Annotated in this window: 12 protein-coding genes; all 12 read right to left on the reverse strand. The window is 56.6% G+C overall.

Annotated elements, in window-relative coordinates; all coding sequences use genetic code 11:
* Positions 1-22: 22 nt before the first annotated feature.
* The 12 genes from Q8N04_18785 to nuoD all read right to left on the reverse strand — a co-directional run bounded on the left by Q8N04_18785 (position 23) and on the right by nuoD (position 15,914).
* Positions 23-1,639, reverse strand: a complete 1,617-nt coding sequence (locus Q8N04_18785) for a response regulator (protein MDP3092727.1) — start codon at positions 1,637-1,639, stop codon at positions 23-25.
* Between the two features lie 21 nt (positions 1,640-1,660).
* Positions 1,661-2,116, reverse strand: coding sequence for a response regulator (locus tag Q8N04_18790; protein ID MDP3092728.1), 456 nt, complete (start codon positions 2,114-2,116; stop codon positions 1,661-1,663).
* Positions 2,113-3,609: an ATP-binding protein gene (locus Q8N04_18795; GenBank protein ID MDP3092729.1), complete on the reverse strand. Its 1,497-nt coding sequence runs from the start codon at positions 3,607-3,609 to the stop codon at positions 2,113-2,115. The genes Q8N04_18790 and Q8N04_18795 overlap by 4 nt, the downstream gene beginning before the upstream one ends.
* 108 nt (positions 3,610-3,717) lie before the next feature.
* Positions 3,718-5,214, reverse strand: a complete 1,497-nt coding sequence (locus Q8N04_18800; protein ID MDP3092730.1) for an NADH-quinone oxidoreductase subunit N — start codon at positions 5,212-5,214, stop codon at positions 3,718-3,720.
* 16 nt (positions 5,215-5,230) lie between these two features.
* On the reverse strand, positions 5,231-6,907 hold the full coding sequence (locus Q8N04_18805) for an NADH-quinone oxidoreductase subunit M (GenBank protein ID MDP3092731.1): 1,677 nt from the start codon (positions 6,905-6,907) through the stop codon (positions 5,231-5,233).
* 5 nt (positions 6,908-6,912) lie between these two features.
* Positions 6,913-8,472 (reverse strand): NADH-quinone oxidoreductase subunit M, encoded by a 1,560-nt coding sequence (locus tag Q8N04_18810; protein MDP3092732.1) that lies wholly within the window; start codon positions 8,470-8,472, stop codon positions 6,913-6,915.
* A 36-nt stretch (positions 8,473-8,508) separates the two neighbouring features.
* Positions 8,509-10,485 (reverse strand): NADH-quinone oxidoreductase subunit L, encoded by a 1,977-nt coding sequence (gene nuoL, locus Q8N04_18815; protein ID MDP3092733.1) that lies wholly within the window; start codon positions 10,483-10,485, stop codon positions 8,509-8,511.
* Position 10,486: 1 nt separating this feature from the next.
* Positions 10,487-10,789, reverse strand: a complete 303-nt coding sequence (gene nuoK / locus Q8N04_18820) for an NADH-quinone oxidoreductase subunit NuoK (protein MDP3092734.1) — start codon at positions 10,787-10,789, stop codon at positions 10,487-10,489.
* A gap of 3 nt (positions 10,790-10,792) precedes the next feature.
* Positions 10,793-11,314, reverse strand: a complete 522-nt coding sequence (locus Q8N04_18825; GenBank protein ID MDP3092735.1) for an NADH-quinone oxidoreductase subunit J — start codon at positions 11,312-11,314, stop codon at positions 10,793-10,795.
* 9 nt (positions 11,315-11,323) lie between these two features.
* Entirely contained in the window at positions 11,324-11,911 is a 588-nt protein-coding gene (nuoI, locus tag Q8N04_18830) for an NADH-quinone oxidoreductase subunit NuoI (protein ID MDP3092736.1), read from the reverse strand.
* Between the two features lie 39 nt (positions 11,912-11,950).
* On the reverse strand, positions 11,951-14,644 hold the full coding sequence (locus tag Q8N04_18835; protein MDP3092737.1) for a molybdopterin-dependent oxidoreductase: 2,694 nt from the start codon (positions 14,642-14,644) through the stop codon (positions 11,951-11,953).
* A gap of 25 nt (positions 14,645-14,669) precedes the next feature.
* Complete coding sequence (gene nuoD, locus Q8N04_18840) at positions 14,670-15,914, reverse strand: NADH dehydrogenase (quinone) subunit D (protein ID MDP3092738.1); 1,245 nt, start codon at positions 15,912-15,914, stop codon at positions 14,670-14,672.
* Between the last annotated feature and the right edge of the window lies 1 nt (position 15,915).

A 15,915-nucleotide genomic window follows, 5' to 3' on the forward strand; every position in this document is an offset into this window, starting at 1 on the left:
CGTCATGCGGCGACCTGCGCGATTACGATGCGTGAGAGGTGGAGGCTTCCTTCCGCGGCGAACCGTTCTGTGGGAGTGGCGCCAGATCGAGGAGGTGGCGAATCCGTTGGCTCAAGGCTTCCGGCGTAAACGGCTTCTGGAGGTAGTCGCTCAGCTGATCAGTCGCACCGATGCCGACATCGTCGGCATACCCCGAGATGAAGAGAATCCTGAGGTCGGGCTTGAGGATGCGCAGATGTTGTGCCAGTTCGGTCCCGTTCATGCCGGGCATGACCACATCGGTAAGCAGCAGCTGATAATTGCCAATCTGCTGTGTGGCAACCAGGCAGGCTTCCAGTCCGTTCTTGGATTCCAATACGCGATAGCCGAGTTTCTTGAGCTCGTCCCGGACGAGGTCGCGCACGGAGGCATCGTCTTCTACGAGGAGGATGGTTTCACGCCCCCGATGTGATGAACGAGGAGTTTGGGCGGACGCGGTCGGATCGAGATTGGATCGGACGCTGGGGAAATAGACGTCGAAGCGACTGCCTTGTCCAATCCGGCTGGTCACATCGAGGCCCCCTCCACTCTGGGTGACAATTCCAAACACGGTCGACAGACCCAGGCCGGTGCCTTTCCCTTCCTCTTTGGTGGTGAAAAACGGTTCGAAGATATGGGTGAGGGTATCGGGCGACATCCCGCTTCCGGTATCGGAGACGCTGAGTTTGATGAATGTGCCGAGCGCGGGAAGCTGGGCATGATACATGGGTGTTCTGGTCAGCTCGACCTGTGCGGTCTCGATCCTCAGCTTGCCCCCTTTGGGCATCGCATCCCGCGCATTGACGACGAGGTTCATGAGGACTTGTTCAATCTGGGCGGGATCAGCGCTGATGCGGAGATCCTGAGGTGCCAGGGCGAGGGTGAGTTCCAGATCTTCGCCAATCAGCCGGCGCATCATGGTTTCAAAATTGGTGATCAGGGGATTCACGCTCAGCACTTTTGGGGTCGACGGTTGCTTACGGCTGAAGGTGAGGAGCTGACGGATCAGCGTCGCGGCTCGATCGCCGGCCTTCTGCATTTCTTCGACTTTGGTTCGGAAGGGATGTTCCGTCTCCATCTCGTTGAGCAGGACCTGGGCATGGCCCATGATGACGGTGAGGAGATTGTTAAAATCGTGGGCGAGCCCTCCGGCCAGGCGGCCGACGGCTTCCATCTTCTGGGCTTGCCGTAGCTGTTTTTCGCTTTGTCGCAGGGCTTCTTCCACGCGGGCGCGCTCCTGCCGTTCCTGCAGTTCCCTGATGGCGCGTTGGAGTGACGGCACAAGCCGTCCGAGGCGCTGTTTCAAAATATAATCGGTGGCGCCGCGATGCATGGCGTCGATGGCCAATTCCTCGCCGAGGGTTCCGGAGACGAAGATGAAGGGGATGTCGGGCCTGAGTTGTTGCGCGAGCGAGAGGGCGGTGATCCCATCGAATCCTGGAAGAGAATAATCCGCGAGGATCAGGTCGATCTTCCCTGCTTTCAAGGCGTCGACAAAGGTGTCTCGCCGGTCGACCCGGCTGGTCTCACAGGGAATACCCCCCTCGTTGAGGGTCGCCAGGATCAATTCGGCGTCGACGGTGTTGTCCTCCAGCTGGAGGAGTCTTAGCGGGGTCGTCACAGAGCCTCGGGGTGGGTCATATTAGTTAGTGGACGCCGATCCTTCTGGGGGTGGTTCATTGATCACGCCCCAGAACGTGCCCAATTCTCTCACGGCCGTGAGAAACTGGTGAAATTCGACGGGCTTCACGACGTAGGCATTGGCACCCAGGGCATAGCTTTCTGCCAGGTCTTTTTCCTCCCGGGAAGAGGTCAGCATGACGACGGGAATCGGACGAAGGCTGATGTCGGACTTAATGGTGCGGAGCACTTCAAGACCATTGACCTTGGGCATCTTGAGGTCCAGAAAGACAACCGCGGGATTGCCCTTGAGGCGAGACTTGAATTGCCCTCTGCAATAGAGATAGTCTAAGACTTCGGCGCCGTCGTGACACAGGACAACCTTGTCAGAGATATGCTCCTCTTCCATGGCTGCGAGCGCGAGTTCCGCATCCCGGGGGTTGTCTTCGGCCAGTACGATGGGTTTTGCAACCGTCATGTTCGAGGTCTCCTGGTTGGGAGTGTGACAAAGAACGTCGCGCCTTGATCGGGGATGCCTTCAGCCCACACCCGCCCTCCGTGGCGATGGACGATGCGACGCACATTGGCGAGGCCAATACCGGTCCCTTCAAATTCATCTGCTCGGTGAAGCCGCTGGAAGACGCCGAACAGCTTGTCGAGATATTGCATATCGAATCCCACGCCGTTATCGCGGACAAACACGGTGATCTCCCCTGCGCTCTTCCGTTCAAGCCCGATGGCGATCTTCGCGATGGGCCGGGTTCCGGTAAACTTGATCGCGTTCGAAATCAGATTCACAAACACCTGTCGAAGCATGGCGGGGTCGCCCGGTACTTCCGGCAGTGTGTCGATTGTCCAGGATATTTCCCGTCCTTGCAAGTCAAGACGTAAATCGTAAAGGATGGTCTTAATGAGCTGGTCGAGATTGACCGTGGTATGGAGCATTTCCTGGCGTCCCATGCGGGAAAACACGAGCAGGTCGTCAATCAATTGGCCCATCTGTTTGGCCGAGTCGGAAATCGTTTGGAGGTAGCGCTTGGCTTTCTCATTCAAGGTGTCGCCGACTGATTTGCTGAGGAGCGAGGCATAGCCATCAATGTGGCGGAGCGGTGCTCGGAGGTCGTGCGAGACCGAATAGCTGAATGCCTCAAGCTCTTTGTTGGCCGCTTCGAGGAGTTCCCCGCGAAGCTGGAGTTCCGCTGCGACCTTTCGACGAGCGGTAATATCGTGCCGGATGAGGTAATAGACCGAGGCGAGGAGCACCAGTTGAAGGAGGGCTCCTAAGGCGAGAAGCACAATGGTATTGGTTGTGCTGAGGGTCGATTCGCTGAGGCGCCGGCGTAAACTCTGACGTTCCTCAACTTCCATTTCCCCGATGATGCGGTGAATAGCCGTGAGCTCGCGTTTCGCGGCGCCTTCAAGCGCGATGCGACGGACGGCTTCGAATCCCCCTCCATCCCGTTTGGCGATCGCCCCCGTTTCCGCACTGATTTGCTGCTCGATCAGTTTCTGGAGTGTGTCGACTCGACCCTCTTGCAGCGGGAGCCCTGCGGTGAGGTCTTTCAGATACTTCAGATAGGTTGGTTTCTGTTCCGTGAGTGACCGGAAGCTCTTCAGGTAGACGACTTCTCCGGTGACGAGATAACGGCGATGGTTATTTTCCGCCTCATCCATCGCCACATCCACGTTAGTCAACAGCTGGAGGAGATCGTGGCTCCTTGTGTCCAGGCGGCTGTTCTCGATCAGAATGGTCGTATTGCGGTAGGACACGGCGCCGATAATGAGGATGCCGATAAAGACCAGACTAAACCCTGCCAGGATCCGGCGTTCAATGGTCAGTTCGCGGAATCGTATGACGAGGGTCCGCTTGGCCGGTTGTGGCGGATTGAGAGCCGGGGTGGCGCCTGTTTCCGGGGTGGGATCTCCGGCGATCGGAGGCAGCGGCGGTCGATCGCTCGTCACTGTGTCCATGGAAAGAAACCGCGTTGAAAGGTGTAGGGAAAACTTTGGGCACTCTACTCTCGGCCGTTCACAGGCCGCAACATCTATTTTAGCAGATCTGCGACGGATGCCAGATGGCTAGCCGCCGAGAGGGGGGACGGGGGGAAGACCGGTCGTGGCAGGTGCCGGGAGATGGGAGAACATCATCGTTGCCGAGACCACCCAGTCGATGAAGGGTTGGGGATAGATACCGATCAACAGCGTTCCGGCAAGGCCGACATATACCACAGCCTTCATCGGACCGGAAATCCGAATGGGTGATGGGTCAATCGGTTCGGCAATGTACATCTTCTTGACGACGATCAGGTAGTAGTACATGGAAATCACGATGTTTACGAGCCCGACGGTAATAAGGGTATACAGCCCTTCCTTAATGGCCGCCACAAAGATGTAGATCTTGCCGATAAACCCGGCTAAGGGCGGCACGCCGGCCAGCGAGAGGAGGAACAGCAGCATGGAAAAAGCCAGAAACGGCGATCGGCGATTGAGTCCGCTGTAATCGTTGATCTCTTCGCTGCCAATGGCCTGGCTCATCGCGATCACGACCGCGAAGGCGCCGATATTGGCGAACAGATAGGTGAGAAGATAAAACAGGATCGCATCATTCCCCATCTTCGTGCCCGCTGCCATCCCGATGAGGACGTTTCCGATTTGGGCAATGCCGGAATAGGCGAGGAGGCGCTTAATATTCGTTTGGGCGATGGCCACGATGTTCGCGTAGGTCATCGATAAGACGGAGACCGCTGCCAGCAAGACCACCCACATCGGTTTAAAGGTGAACAGGGCAACGAAGAACAACCGGAGCAGGATGGCGATGGCTGCGCCCTTCGGGGCAATGGAGAGAAAGGCTGTGACGGGGGTGGGCGCACCGTGATAGGTGTCCGGAATCCAGGAGTGGAACGGGACTGCGCCGATTTTGAAACCGAGCGCCGCGAAGATCAACAGGAAGCCGATGATCAAACCCGGCGTAGCCGGCGCAGAGGCCATGTCTGAAAAGACCAGCTTACCGGTTTCCCCGTAGACCAAGCTGATACCGTAGGCGAGGAGACCCGCGGCAAAGACCCCGAGGATAAAAAACTTGAGCCCCGCTTCGTTCGACGCGAGGTCTTCGCGCAGGTAGGCGACGAGCACATAGAATCCGAAGGTGGAAAATTCCAGCGTGACGAACAGGGACAGTAAATCGTTGGCCGAGGCCATAAACATCATGCCGAGCGCAGACATGACGATGAGGAAGTAATACTCCCCCCTGAAAAAGGCAAAGCGGTTGACATATTCGATGGAGGCGAGGATCACGAGAATGCTTGCGCCGACGATGAACATCTTAAAGAAAATGGACATGCGATCGAGCACAAACATGTTTCCGAATAGGGCTCCGGAAATATGCGTCAAGTCGAACCAGGCGAGGCAGCCCAGGGTGACGACGAGACCCACGACGCTCAAGTAGGCCAGCTGTTCCTTAGGCAGTCGGGGAAAGGCAAAGTCGACTATCAAGACCAGGCAGAGCCACAGCGTCAGAAAGATCTCCGGCAGGAGAAACAGGAGATCGGCAATCGTCATATTGAGTTCAAAGTTCATAGTGTCGACTGGTACCCTATTGAGCCACGGGCGAATCAGGGAGCTGGGCGCCACGGGCCGCTAACTGTTCGTGCAGCGATGTTGCCGGTCCCTCCGGAGCCTGAAGCTCGACGACGGGCACGACGTGCGTAATCTTCGCGATGAGCGGATCGACTCCCGAGCGAACCACGTTATACAGGTGCATGGGGAAGAGTCCAAATCCCACGCTGACGGAAATCATGATTAAGAGCGGGAGACGGTCGACGAACGCCACCGCATCGTGCGAGTGACTGTACTTCTGGTCCATCGGGCCGTAGAACAGGCTCCGCATCATCTTAAACAGGTAGGCCATCGTCAGCACGATCCCGAGCACGGCCACAATCACTTGGAGTGGATATTTGTTCCAGCTGCCCACGATGATCATAACTTCAGCGATGAAATTGATCGTCCCCGGCATGCCGATGGAGGCCATGCATCCCACCACGAAGCAGGCGGAGATAAAGGGCATTTTGTTCGACAGTCCCCCGAGTGACGGAATATCGCGGGTGTGGGTTTGATCGTAGACCCACCCGGCCATCGAGAAGAGCATGCCCGTGGCCATCGCGTGGGCGAACATGTAAATCACCGCGCCGCTGAGACTGATGTAATCCAGTGCCGCCATGCCGAGAAACACATAGCCCATGTGACTTGAACTGGAATACCCGATGACGTACTTCGTGTCTTTCGCGTAGTACGCGACGAACCCGCCATAGACGATACTGAACATGCAGAGCACGGCCGCCATCGGCATCAATTCGCGCGTGGTCTCAGGGAGAATCTCATAGGCGACTCTGATAATTGAGAAATGCCCGAGCTTCATGAGGACGCCGGCGTGCAACATGCTGGTGGCAGCCGGAGCGGCCGCGTGTCCTACAGGCGACCAGGAATGCAATGGCCACAGAGGAGCAATGGAGGCGAATCCGAAGAAAATCAGCACCCAGATGATCTTATCCAGCGTCGTGCCCAGCACGGGAATGTTCATGAGATTGGCATGTTCCCGGAGGACCAGAATATCAAACGTGTTCAAGCCTGAAGATTTGTAGATCAGGAGAATACCCATAAAGGCCGCGACGGCAAAGGCGGAGAGAAACAGCACCAGCTTCATGGCGGCGTATTCTTTGCTGTTCGATCCGAAATTGAAGATGAAGCCGACTGAATCGCGTTGTTTGACGCCTTCCGGATCGGTCATTTCCAGATACTTCTTGGTATGGCTGCCCCACATACCCAGCAGGAGGTACATCGGAATGACCGACATTTCGTAGAAGAAGTAGAGGAAGAAGAGGTCCAGCGACATGAAGACGCCGATGGTCGCGGCCGCGAGAATCAGAATCCAGATGTAAAACTCTTTTGCACGATCTTTGATGTGCCAGGAGACAAAAATGCCCGCGAATAACAAGATCGACGAGGCCAGGACCAGAGGCGTGCCGATGCCGTCGACGCCAAGGTAGAGCGAGATGCCGAGCTGTCGCGACCATTCAAACCGTTGGATGAACTGGAATCCGCCTCTGACAGGGTCGTACGAATAGAACAAATAGAGGGACGCCATGAGCGAAATAAACGCTGATCCGGCGGCAATCCCGCGCACGAGGAGCGCCTGGCGGTTGGAGACGAAGATCAATGCGAGCGCGCCGAAGAACGGAGCGAAGAGAATGTAGAGTAATGCGTATTCACCCATGGGTCTTAGTGATCCAATCGTTGAACTGGTTCAGTCAGCACGGCGACGGTTCCATGATCGAGACGGTCTACCAGCGCCTGGATCGAGCCGTTCATGATGTGGAGGAAGGGGGACGGATAGAGCCCGATCCAGAGAATCATGACGGAGAGCGATACGGCAATAACCATTTCTCGCAACTGCAAATCAGCCATCGTACTCTTCACGGCTTTCCCGAGAGGGCCCAGGATCGCCCGTTCGTAGTACCACAGAAAATAGGCCGCGCCGAAGACGACTCCGGTGACGGCGAAGGCGCCGAACACCCAATTGGCTTTAAACGTGCCGAGGAGAATCAGAAATTCTCCGACAAAACCGTTGGTGCCGGGCAAGCCGATTGATGCCAGTCCGATCAGTAAAAAGAATGACGCGAGGAGCGGTACCTGTTGGGCCATCCCGCCGAATGCCGACAGGTGAGTGGTTTGCTGTCGCGAGTAGAGGAACCCGGCGATAAAGAAGAGTCCCGCCGTGCTGAATCCGAGATTAATCATCGTCAGGAGGCTGCCCTGGAGACCCTGATAGTTGAGCGCAAAGAGCCCCATCATCACAAAGCCCAAATGGCTGATGCTGCTGAACGCCAGAAGTCTGCGGAAATCCGGCTGGATCAGGGCCATGATGGCGCCATACGTAATCGCGGCAATTCCCAGGCACATGATAACCGTCACGACGGTGTGACTCTTTGAGGCCTCCGGGAGTAACGGGATGCTGAAGCGGATAAAGCCGAATGTCCCGAGCTTGAGCCCAGCGAGAACCACGGCCATGCCGATCGGCCCTTCAAGCAGGGCGTCAGGCAGCCAGGTGTGGAATGGAAACACCGGGGCTTTGAAAGCAAACCCCATGAACATCAGCCAGAAAATGAGGATTTGCTGATCGACCGGAATGGGGACAGCCAACAGATCGAGGAGGTCAAATGAGTAGAGCTGATCGGTATGCCGGAGGACCGCCCAATGATGAAAGTTCAGATCCAGAAGCGCAATGCCTACGAGCATGAAGACGCTGCCCAAGAGGGTGTAGAGCACATACTTCAAGGCAGCATGATGACGTTCGGCCCCGCCACCCCAGAGTTTGATCAGGAAGTAGCTCGGAATCAGCATCAATTCCCAAAAGACGAAGAAGAGAATGAGGTCCAGCGAGACGAAGACGCCCATGGTCGTCGTTTCGAGGGCCAGGAGACACATCATGTAGAGTTTCACCTGGTGGCGAATGGTGTCCCAGGAATACACAATCACGAGGACCGTCAGGAATGCGGTCAACCCGACAAAGAGCACGCTGATGCCGTCGACTGCCAGGTGATAGCTGATCCCCAAGGCGGGAATCCATCGAACATGTTCGGCAAATTGCATGGCAGCGGAATCGGGAACAAAGCGAAGCAAGACGAAGACGGCCAGCGCCAGTTCGACCAGGCTGATCGTCAGGGCGGAAGTCCGAACCATATCCTCATCATCCACGAGCCAGAGCACGGCGGCTCCGACAAACGGGAGAAAGAGGAGGCAGGACAAGATGGGAAAACCAGCTGCGAGTTCTTCTAACATAATCGTTGCACGACTCCGACGATCCCTCGACGTGACTTACTTTTGGACGATCAGTTGTACGACTAACGCCAGCAAGAAGAGGCCGGCGACAATAATCGCCGCATAGTGATGGACCATGCCGCTTTGGAGCCTGCGTCCCTGGCGAGCGGCCAGATGGTTGCCGAATCCAATCACATTGAGGCCGGCATAGACCACGTATTTTTCGAGCCAGGTGGATCCGGCCGATCCCCATTCGGCCATCTGTGCGACGCCGTTGACGAGACCATCGATCACGGTCCGATCAAACCAATCCAGGAATTCCCCCAACCGTTTGGTCGGCTCGACAAACAGGAAGTCATAGAGCTCGTCTACGTAATACTTGTTCAAGAGAGTTGTGTAGACGCCTTGGAATTTGACTGACCAGTTGTCCGCGGTCGAAGGACTTAAACTATAGAGAAAATGAGCCAGGCCCCATCCGAGCAGCGCAATGCCGGTGGCTGTTCCCATAAGAAGCAGGGTGGTCGCAACACTGGTTTCATGTCCGCCGGCAGCGCCTGCAACGGGGGCGAGGAACCCATGGAGCCACCCATGTTCCGGTGGAAATCCCAAGATGAGTCCGCCGAAGACTGATAACACGCCGAGCGTCATCAGAGGTCCGACCATCACCATGGGCGACTCATGGACATGCTCTTCTGTGTGATGGTCCATGCGAGAGGCGCCGTAGAAGGTCAGGTACGTCAGCCGGAACATATAAAAAGACGTGAGGAACGCACCGATCGCCGCCAGTCCATAGAAGAGGAACTGGTGATTCACGAAGGCGTGGCCCATGATCTCGTCTTTACTCCAGAACCCGGCCAACGGTGGGATGCCTGCGATCGCAATGGTGCCGATGAGGAAGAGCCGATAGGTCCAAGGTATCTTCTTGCTCAGCCCGCCCATTTTACGGATGTCCTGTTCCCCTGACAGCGCATGGATGACCGAACCAGCGGATAAGAACAAGAGAGCTTTGAAGAAGGCATGGGTCATGACATGGAAGACGGCGGCAGTATAGGCGCCGATTCCACACGCGAGAAACATGTAGCCGAGTTGGCTGACGGTGGAGTAAGCCAGCACACGTTTAATGTCGGTTTGCACCAGTCCGATGGTCGCTGCAAATAAGGCGGTGCAACCTCCGACGATTGCGACGGTCTCCATGGCAATGGGAGAGAGGTCAAAAATGGCATGGTTCCGGACGATCATATAGACCCCTGCCGTAACCATGGTGGCGGCATGGATCAGCGCACTGACCGGTGTGGGCCCTTCCATCGCATCCGGCAACCAGGTGTACAGAGGAAGCTGGGCGGATTTCCCGACCGCGCCGACTAACAGGCAGAGGGCGATGGCGGTGGCCATGTCGGGCGAGAGTTGCCCCAGCTGGGCAAACACCTTTGTGTAGTCGAGTGTTTTAAAATTAATAAAGATCAGGAAGATGGCCAACAGGAACCCGGCATCGCCGATACGGTTAACGACGAACGCTTTGGAGGCGGCTTTGGCGGCAGAGACTTTATCGTAGTAGTAGCCGATGAGCAGATAGGAGCAGAGTCCAACCCCCTCCCACCCGATGAACAGGACCGCATAGTTGTTGCCCATGACGAGCAGCAGCATCGAAACCATAAACAGGTTCATGTAGGTGAAGAAGCGCGTGAAGCCTGCTTCACCGTGCATGTAGCCGACAGAGTAGACGTGAATCAGGAATCCCACGCCGGTGACCACCAAGAGCCAGACGCAGGTCAGGGGGTCGACCAGATAGGCCAGGTTAATGGTGAGGTCGCCGCCGAAGATCCATTGATAGGCTACAACTTCATGCGTGGCTCCGGTGCGCAGGACATCCGCGAAGACGCCGATGACACAGAGGAATGAGAGTCCCACCGATCCCCAGGCGAGACGATGGGCGACCTCATGGGAGTACCGGCTGCCAAGGAGACCGTTGGCAATGACGGCCAGGAGGGGGAAAACCGGAATCAGTTTAATAAGCAGATCAGTTAAATCCGACACGTTACCACTTCAAGAGGTTCATTTCATCGACGTTGGTTGAGAGCTTGCCGCGGAACACAACGATGATAATGGCTAAGCCGATGGCCGCTTCTCCTGCGGCGATCGCAATGATGAACAGAGCCACCAACTGGCCGGCCATGGATTCAAGATAATAAGAAAAAGCCACGAGGTTGATATTGGCGGCGTTGAGCATAATCTCGACGGACATCAGGACGATAATAAAATTGCGTCTGATCAGGACGCCGAGCAGTCCGATGACGAACAGGACCGCACTGACTGCCACATAGGCGGCTAACGGAAGCATGCGTCAGTCTTTCCTCAAGTTGAGCGGCTTGGGTGTTTTCGCCAGCACGATTGCGCCGATAATGGCACCCAACAAGAAGACTCCCACGATTTCAAATTGCAGGAGATAGTCGCTGAACATCTTGATCCCGATCGCGGCCGTGTCCCCGTCCTGCAAGACAGCGACGGCTGGTGCGTCGCCTTTCGCTCCGGCAAAAGGCGAGTGGAGCAAGAGATATATCACGTAGAGGGATCCCAGAACGGCCGGGGTCAAAAAATACAGATAGGTGGAGTGAAAATAGCGCTCGTCCGTTTTGAGATTCAGGAGCATCAGGACGAAGAGATAGAGCACGAGGATGGCTCCGGCGTAGACGATGACCTGGACGGCCCAGAGAAACTCCGCATTGAGCAGGACGAAAAAGCCCGAGACGTGCAGGAGGAGGGCCAGCAAAGCCAAGCCGCAGTGGACGGGATTTTTGAGCGCGACCGTCATGACGGCGGCCGCAATACTCATCAGCGCAAAATACGAAAAGAAGACAGCAATCATCGGGATGTCTCAGCTCAAATGCTTGGGAGTCGATTGCGTTGCTTTGAGGACCGACTGGGGGAAATAGTATCGGTACTCACGACTCTCCTCGACATTTTTCTCCTGGTTATGGGCGTAAAGATATTTTTTCGCGTCACTGAGATGACGCTCACCAATGTCGTAGAGCCGCTTCTTGTCGAAGAGGAGGGTGCGCTTGTCGTGCGTGGAGAATTCGTACATCTTGGTCATGGCCAGCGCATTGACGGGACAGGCTTCCACGCAGTAGCCGCAGAACACACACTTCGTGATGTCGATGTAAAACTCCGTGGCATAGCGCTGGAGAGGCCGGGCTGGGTCCTCCGCACTGATCACCTTGATGCAACGGGACGGACAGGCGGCCTCACAGAGGTCGCATCCCACGCAGCGTTCGCGGCCGTCGTCGTAGCGCAGCAGTGATAATGCGCCCCGATGGGTGTCGGGCAGGGTCCGCTGTTCGCGCGGGTACTGAAACGTGATCGGGCGATGGAACATATGGCGGAACGTCACCTTCATGGCATCCCAGATCTCATAGAACAGGGCTGCATGCAGAATCTTTTTTGTCAGTGTGGCAACGCTCATTGTCGGCTCCCGCCCGCTATACGAAAGTCTGTCACGCCCTTAAGCCTTTTCGATACTGACCCAGGTCTGTTTAAAGGACGGCACGCCGGTTACGGCATCGACCTGTACGGCCATCAAGTCTTTGACCGGGGGTTCATTGAAATGCTCCGGGAAGAAGCAGGTGTTCGGTGCCTGCGCAATATCGGGCTGCACGCCCAGTTGGAGCGAACCCCGTTCAGAGGTCACGCGAACCTTTGTGCCTTCCTGGAGTCCCAGTCGTTGCATATCGCCTGCGTTCATCCGAAGCTTTCCGGTGTTTGGCGCAATGTTGATCAGTCCCGGCGCCTCTGTCGACATCTTGCCAGAATGGGCGAGCAATTGTCCCATCACTAGCGCGAAGGGCCGTTTGGAATCGGTGACGGGCGCCGCGGGGCGATAGCGAGTCTTCACTTCGGCGGCGTACCCGTTTGTCAGGTACTGATCGGGAGCCGGCGTCACTTTACGCGGCTGGCCGAGGTTGTAGTACCCAGGCAAGAGTTTCATCATCTCGGCTTGAATGTCGTTGGCCGATTCGTATCCCCACTGGGCTCCCAGTGCATTGGCCAGCGCTGTCATAATGTGCCAGTCCGGCAGGCTTTCTCCGACGGGATCCATGGCCTGGCGCACACGCAGCACGCGCCCCTCCAGATTTGTAAATGTCCCCTCTTTCTCCGCGTACGTGCAAGCAGGCAGGACAAAATGCGCCTGACGACCCGTGTCGGTCAAGAAGGGATCTTGCACAACCAGCAGTTCGAGGCGTTCGAGCGCACTGCGGACTTCAACCGAGGCCGGGAGTGTGGCCAAGGGATTTTCGCCGATGACATACAAGGCCTTGATCTGACCGCTCTTGCAGCGCTTCAAAATTTCAATCAGGTTGGCGCCGGTTGTAGTGGCGGGTAATGTGACCTCCCACGCTTTGCTGAATCGTTCCCGTGCCGCCGTATCGTCGTAACGGCTCTGGCCTGGCAGGAATTCAGGCGCAACGCCCATGTCGACGGCGCCCTGCTCGTTCGGCTCCTCGGTCAGGGTGTTGACGCCGCAACCGGGCTGGCCGAGCTTGCCGGTAATCCAGGCCAGGTCGATGAGCTTGAGCACGTTTTGATAGCCATCAGGCCGCCGCACGATGCCTTCCGCGCACAAGAAAATCGAGCGCGGAGCTTCGGCCATGATGGCGGCGATGTCCCGATAGGCGTCGACGGCAATTCCGGTGTACGTGGCAATCTGTTCGAGTGACAGAGTGGCTATGGCGGCTTTCAATGCCTCAAAGGCTTTCGGATAGCGGGCGACCGCGGTTTCGTTTACCAGATCTTGCTCGAGCGTGGCTTTAACGAGCCCATCAATCACCCATCCCTCCGTGCCGGGCTTGATGAGGAATGGATGGGAGGCCAGCTTTCCGATATTCGTGACGGTCGAATCGAGCACGACCACCTGGGCTTTGTAGACCCGAATGGCTTCCTTGATGCGGACAGCAGTCAAGGGATTGGTCTCGGTGATGTTGGAGCCGAGCACCAGAATGGCTTTGGCTTTGGTGAGGTCTTCCCAGTCGTTAGGGGTCCGGCCGAAGCCCAGGGCATGGCGCGAGGCATGGACGAAATTCATATGTCCGTAGCGGGCGCTGCTGTCGAGATGATTGCTGCCGAACACGGTCCGCATGAGCTTTTGGAACAGATAGAGCTCTTCGTTTGTGCAACGGGCGGTAATCAATCCGGCAATCGCGTCCGAGCCGTGTTTCTGCTTCACTTCGGCGAAACGGTCGACGACCTGGTGCATCGCTTCGAGCCAGGGCTTGGGCACGAGCTGATTGCCCTCGCGCACGAGCGGCTGAGTGAGCCGAGTCTTGCTGTCGAGATACTCGAATCCGAATCGTCCCCGCACGCAGAGTCCACCGTGTCCCTTGGCGGTTTCCTCGCGATCGCCCCATTTGTTTTTCCAGGACAGCGGGGACGTCACACGGATGACTTCGGAGTCTTTCGTTTCCAGGTAGAGCTGGCAGCCGTCGCCGCAATAGTTGCACGTGCTGGCGGTCTTCTTCATCTGCCAGGGCTTGTAGAGGTATTTCGAATATTTGTTTGTGATCGCGCCGACGGGGCATACGGCAAGACAGTCACCGCAGAATTCGCAGGACAGCGGGAGATCGCCTTTCGCGACGACCTGGTTGAATCCGCCCTTTTTCATGAATTGCAAGGCATCGATCATCAGCACGTCTTTACAGACGTTGATGCATTCGGCGCAGGCGATGCAGCGGTTCATGTTGAAGTCGAGGACGAGGCTGCGGGTGTCTTCCGGAATAAATTTCTGTTTTGCGCTGGCCAGATTGGTCACACCGTGCTGAAACGCCATGTCCTGGAGTTCGCAGTGACCGTCGGCGTCACAGACCGGACAATCCAGCGGATGGACCGAGAGATGTTTTTCGACGGCTTTCTTTCGCGCGAGGAAGAGATCCTCGCCTTCCGTGCGGATCACCATTCCTGCGGTGGCTTTGGCCGTGCAAGAGCGAACCGGAGCTTTCTTCCCTTCCTGCATGACGAGGCACATACCGCACGAGCCGAAGGGGTCGAATGTATAGTGATAGCACATGGCCGGGATGATCTTGCCCGTGCTGGAAATGACGTCATACAGCGAGACGCCGTCTTTGGCGGAGACCGTCTTCCCGTCGATGCTGAGCTCGATCGACGTCGCTTCGACATCCGGATTGGTGGCTGGCTTCAAGCCCATAGTTCGGATCCTTGCCTCTCTCTGGCTACCGGTCGCATTCGCCCATGACGATATCGTACGTGCCGAACAACGTGATGGCGTCGGCGATCATATACCCGCGTGACATGTAATCAAATGCGCCCATATGGATGAAGGAAGGGGCGCGGATTTTCAGGCGATAAGGTTTTCCGCCGCCTGTACTGACAATGTGGAAGCCCAACTCACCCTTATGCGCTTCCGTTCCGCAGTAGATTTCCCCTGGAGGTGCGTTGAAACCCTGGGAGAACAGTTTGAACTGCTGGATCATGGCCTCGAGATTCGTAAAGACGCGTTCTTTCGGCGGCAGCGTCACGCTCGGGACGTCCGCCATAATCGGACCTTCCTGCATTTGCTCGAGACATTGCCGGATGATTTTTACGCTCTCGTAGAGTTCCATGACCCGAATCCAATAGCGATCGTACGTGTCGCCGTTCTTTCCCACGGGAACGCTGAATTCGCATTTGGGATAGGCCGAATAGGGCTCGTACTTACGCAGATCATAGTCGACGCCAGATCCGCGCAAGGTCGGGCCGCTGAGGCCGAAGCTGACGGCATCTTCCGCCGAGATGACGGCGACGCCTTTAGTGCGCGCAACCCAGATGCGGTTGGTCTCCAGGAAGACGATGTACTCATCGATCTTGGGCGGAAAGTAGTCGAGAAATTTCTTGAGTTTGTCGAGTAAGGACGGCGTGAAATCGCGTTCGACCCCGCCGATCCGGTACCAGCTCGTCGTTAGGCGAGCTCCGCAGAGTTCATCGAACCAGTCCAAGAGGATTTCCCGGTCGCGGAAACAATAGAAGAACACGGTCATGGCGCCGATGTCGAGCGCTTGGGTTCCCAGCCAGAACTGATGGCCGATGATGCGCTGAACTTCGGCGACGATGGTACGGAGGTACTCAGCCCGATCGGGCACTTGGAGATTCAGGAGTTTCTCGACGGCGCGGCAATAAGCGAAGTTGTTGTACATCGCGCAGACATAATCGAGCCGGTCCGTATGGGGAATGAATTGATGATAGGTGCCGTCCTCAGCCAGTTTTTCTACGCCGCGGTGGAGGAATCCTAGGACCGGCGTGGATTTTACGAGCCGTTCCCCTTCTAATTCCAAGATGACCTTGAGGACGCCATGGGTGCTGGGATGCTGAGGCCCCATGTTGAGCAGCAGTTCTTCGGTGCGAAGCGTCGGCAGCGACTCGCTCTCCGGATGTTCCGGGTCGACTTTATAGACGGTGGTTCTCTGATCTTCAAACGCCATG

The organism is Nitrospira sp. (genome assembly GCA_030692565.1).
Classification (GTDB): Bacteria; Nitrospirota; Nitrospiria; order Nitrospirales; family Nitrospiraceae; genus Nitrospira_D.